The organism is Clostridium sp. (assembly GCF_051656525.1).
Taxonomy (GTDB): Bacteria; Bacillota; Clostridia; order Clostridiales; family Clostridiaceae; genus Clostridium.
Map to the genome: position 1 here is coordinate 1 of NZ_JBOGCC010000312.1, position 3,420 is coordinate 3,420.

5 protein-coding genes and 1 pseudogene are annotated in these 3,420 nt (G+C 29.0%); 5 read left to right on the forward strand and 1 reads right to left on the reverse strand.

What is annotated here, in order from left to right; all coding sequences use genetic code 11:
* From hcp to ACRDDY_RS15580, 3 genes are all read left to right on the forward strand, one after another.
* The coding region (gene hcp / locus ACRDDY_RS15570) for a hydroxylamine reductase (protein ID WP_438565856.1) at nucleotides 1–1,007 on the forward strand (1,007 nt) is incomplete at its 5' end.
* Nucleotides 1,007–1,279, forward strand: coding sequence for a GNAT family N-acetyltransferase (locus tag ACRDDY_RS15575; RefSeq protein WP_438565857.1), 273 nt, complete (start codon nucleotides 1,007–1,009; stop codon nucleotides 1,277–1,279). The genes hcp and ACRDDY_RS15575, both read left to right, overlap by 1 nt.
* On the forward strand, nucleotides 1,263–1,640 hold the full coding sequence (locus ACRDDY_RS15580) for a serine hydrolase domain-containing protein (protein ID WP_438565858.1): 378 nt from the start codon (nucleotides 1,263–1,265) through the stop codon (nucleotides 1,638–1,640). Before ACRDDY_RS15575 ends, ACRDDY_RS15580 begins: the two co-directional genes overlap by 17 nt.
* Before the next feature lie 142 nt (nucleotides 1,641–1,782).
* Here the strand turns inward: ACRDDY_RS15580 and ACRDDY_RS15585 are convergent, their stop codons facing one another.
* Nucleotides 1,783–2,556 carry a histidinol-phosphatase gene (locus ACRDDY_RS15585; protein ID WP_438565859.1) on the reverse strand — a complete coding sequence of 258 codons (774 nt, stop codon included), beginning with the start codon at nucleotides 2,554–2,556 and terminating at the stop codon, nucleotides 1,783–1,785.
* A 154-nt stretch (nucleotides 2,557–2,710) separates the two neighbouring features.
* Here ACRDDY_RS15585 and ACRDDY_RS15590 point away from each other — a divergent pair, with 154 nt between their 5' ends.
* Nucleotides 2,711–3,193 carry an Lrp/AsnC family transcriptional regulator gene (locus tag ACRDDY_RS15590; protein ID WP_438565860.1) on the forward strand — a complete coding sequence of 161 codons (483 nt, stop codon included), beginning with the start codon at nucleotides 2,711–2,713 and terminating at the stop codon, nucleotides 3,191–3,193.
* A pseudogene (locus tag ACRDDY_RS15595) lies at nucleotides 3,190–3,420 on the forward strand (pyridoxal phosphate-dependent aminotransferase); the annotation flags it as partial. The gene ACRDDY_RS15590 and the pseudogene ACRDDY_RS15595, both read left to right, overlap by 4 nt.

Below are 3,420 nucleotides of genomic sequence, written 5' to 3' on the forward strand. Positions count from 1 at the left end.
GTAACACAAATGTATATAGTCATCCTGAAGTTACAGAAGTAAGTAGAAGTGTTAAAAAAGGTCCATTTATAATAGTATCAGGACATGATTTAAAAGATTTAGAAGAGCTTTTAAAACAAACTGAAGGAAAAGGAATAAACATATATACTCATGGTGAAATGCTTCCTGCAAACAGTTACCCACAGCTTAAAAAATACAAACACTTAGTAGGAAACTTTGGAACTGCATGGCAAAACCAAAGAAAAGAATTTGATGGAATACCAGGATGTATTTTAATGACTACAAATTGTATTATGAAGCCACTAGAGTCATATAAAGATAGAATATTTACAACAAGTGTTGTAGGTCATGAAGATTTAATAAATATAAAAGATAATATGAGTGGAATGAAAGATTTTACTCCGATTATAAATAAAGCATTAGAGCTTGGTGGATTTACAGAAGAAAAAGAAGAAAATAAAATAATTATAGGCTTTGGACGTGAGGCAACACTTAAAAATGCAGGCAAGATAGTAGAAATGGTTAAAGAAGGAAAGATAAAACACTTTTTCCTAGTTGGTGGATGTGATGGAACAAAAGAAAAAAGAAGCTACTACACAGAATTTGCAAAACAGGTGCCAAAGGATTGTATTATATTAACTTTAGCCTGTGGTAAATATAGATTAAATAGTTTAGACCTTGGAGACATAGATGGAATACCAAGACTTTTAGATGTAGGGCAATGTAATGATGCATATTCAGCAGTAAGAATTGCAATGGCACTTGCAGAAGCTTTTGACACAGATATAAATAGCCTTCCACTTTCAATAGTACTTTCATGGTATGAACAAAAGGCTGTAGCAGACCTTTTAGCTTTAATTTATCTAGGAGTTAAGAATATGAAGCTAGGACCAAGCTTGCCATCTTTCATATCAGAAAATGTACTTAAAATATTAGTAGAAAACTATAATTTAGGGGGGACAACAATTCCAGAAAAAGACCTTGAAGAATTAATGGGTAAAAATTAATGATGATAAGAATTTTTGAGAACAAAGACACAGAAGAAATAATGAAGATATGGCTGAAAAGCACTATAAAGGCACATGATTTTATTGAAAAAGAATACTGGGAAAATAGTTATGATACTGTAAAAGATATGTATATACCTATGTCAGAAACGTTTGTTTATGAGGATGATGAAAAGATAAAAGGTTTTATAAGTGTAATAAATAAAGAATTTATAGGTGCATTATTTGTTCATATAGATTTTCAAGGTACAGGTATTGGAAAAGAGAATTAATAATATAAAAAATTTTTCAGGTGTTATAAAAATAAGTAAACATAAGGAAGTAATAATAGAGAAAGCTTATGGATTTGCTGATATTCCAAATGAGAGAGAGAATAACATTGATACAAGATTTGGAATTGCTTCAGGAGCTAAGCTATTAACAGCAATTTCTATATGTAAATTAGTTGAACAAGGAAAACTTAAGTTTGATTCATTATTAAAGGAATATATAAAGTGTGATAATTTTGATGAAAATGTAACAGTAAAGCATTTATTAACACATACTTCAGGACTACCGGATTATTTTTATGTAGATTTTACAGAAATAATTCCACCTATGTATATGTTGAAGGAGCCAAAGGACTTATTATAAAATTCGATTTTAGTAAATTTTAAATTATTGGAGAAGGTAAGTTTAAAGTGCAAGAGTAAAGAGTAAAGAGTAAGGTAAAAGAATGATGGGAAATGAGAATTGCTTCTGATTTCTCATCATTCTTAATTTTTTAAATTATAAATTATAAAAAGTCTGATACAATATTAAGCTTCCATTCTTTAGAAAGTTCAAAAGCTTTATCTAGAGCCTCATCAGAAAGGTTTGATGGATCATGTGCATCTGCTGATATTAGAACTTTTATATTTCTTTTAGAGACAAGCTCCCAAAATCTATAATCAGGATAAGGATATCTCTCCCCATCTAAATATTTAAATAATCCACGTCTAATGCCATTTGCATTGAATTCTAAAATAGTATTATTTTGTACTGCTGCATCTAAAATGATTTCTCTTGCTAAAATACCATTAGCATCTAAAGAAAACTTGTTTAAAAATATTAAATCAGGATGAGCTAAAAAGGCAAAGTAGCCTGTTTCTAAAGCTTCTTTTACTGAAAGGGCATATTTTACATAATCATCAGTATTGTCTAATTCAAAGTTATTTATAAACTCTCCTTCAAATGGTGTTACATGTTGTCCTAAAACAAGATAATCAAACTTTTTCAAAAGCTCTTCGTAGTAAGAATTGAATTCACTATTATACTCAATTTCCAGACCTATACGGATTTCTATTTTATTTTTATACTTTTCCTTTAATTTAAAAATAGAATTGTAATATTCATCTAATTCTTCAAATTGCATTCTATATAAAAATCTATTGTCAGGATAAGGTGCATGATCACTAAACCCTAAAATTTTGTATCCAGATTTTATAGCCTCTAATATGTATTCTTCATCAGAACCAGTTGCATGAAGGCATCTAGTTGTGTGAGTATGAAAATTAGTTTTTAAAAACATAAAAACACATCCTTTATTAAATATTAATATATGTATATGATATCAAAAAATTTTGAATATTTACACAAAAGAAAAGAAAAGTGTTGAATTTATTTTATTAAAAGAATATAATTTAGAATTAATTAAGAATGAAAAATTAAAAGGAGCGTTTTATATGGAAGAGATTTTGGAGGTTTTAGAGAAGAATAGTAGATATACTGATGAAGAGATTGCTGTTATGGCTGGAATGACTGTTGAAGAGGTTCGTGATGCTATACGTGATTATGAAGAAAAGAATATAATTGCTGGATATACTACTCTTATAAATTGGGAAAATACAGGAAAGGAAACAGTTACTGCTTTAATTGAAGTTAAAATTATGCCACAGAGAGGGCAAGGATTTGATAAAGTTGCAGAAAGAATTTATAAATTTTCTCAGGTTAAGGCTTGTTATTTAATGTCTTCAGGAGGTTTTGATTTAACTGTTATAGTTGAAGGAAAAACTATGAAAGAGGTTGCTATGTTTGTATCTGAAAAGTTATCAGTACAAGAATATGTTCAAGGAACAGCAACACACTTTGTTCTTAAAAAATATAAAGAACATGGAAGAATATTTAAAGATAAGCAATCTAAAGAAAGAGAGGCTATATTTATATGATTTTAGAAGATATGATAGTAGATAGAGTTCGTGAAATGCCACCATCAGGCATTAGAAAATATTTTGATTTAATAAATGAAATGGATAATGTAATTTCATTAGGAGTAGGGGAGCCAGACTTTGTTACTCCTTGGAATATTACAGAGGCTGGAATTTATTCTTTGGAAAAAGGACATACTCATTACTCATCTAATGCTGGATTTATAGAGCTTAGAGAAGAGATAAGC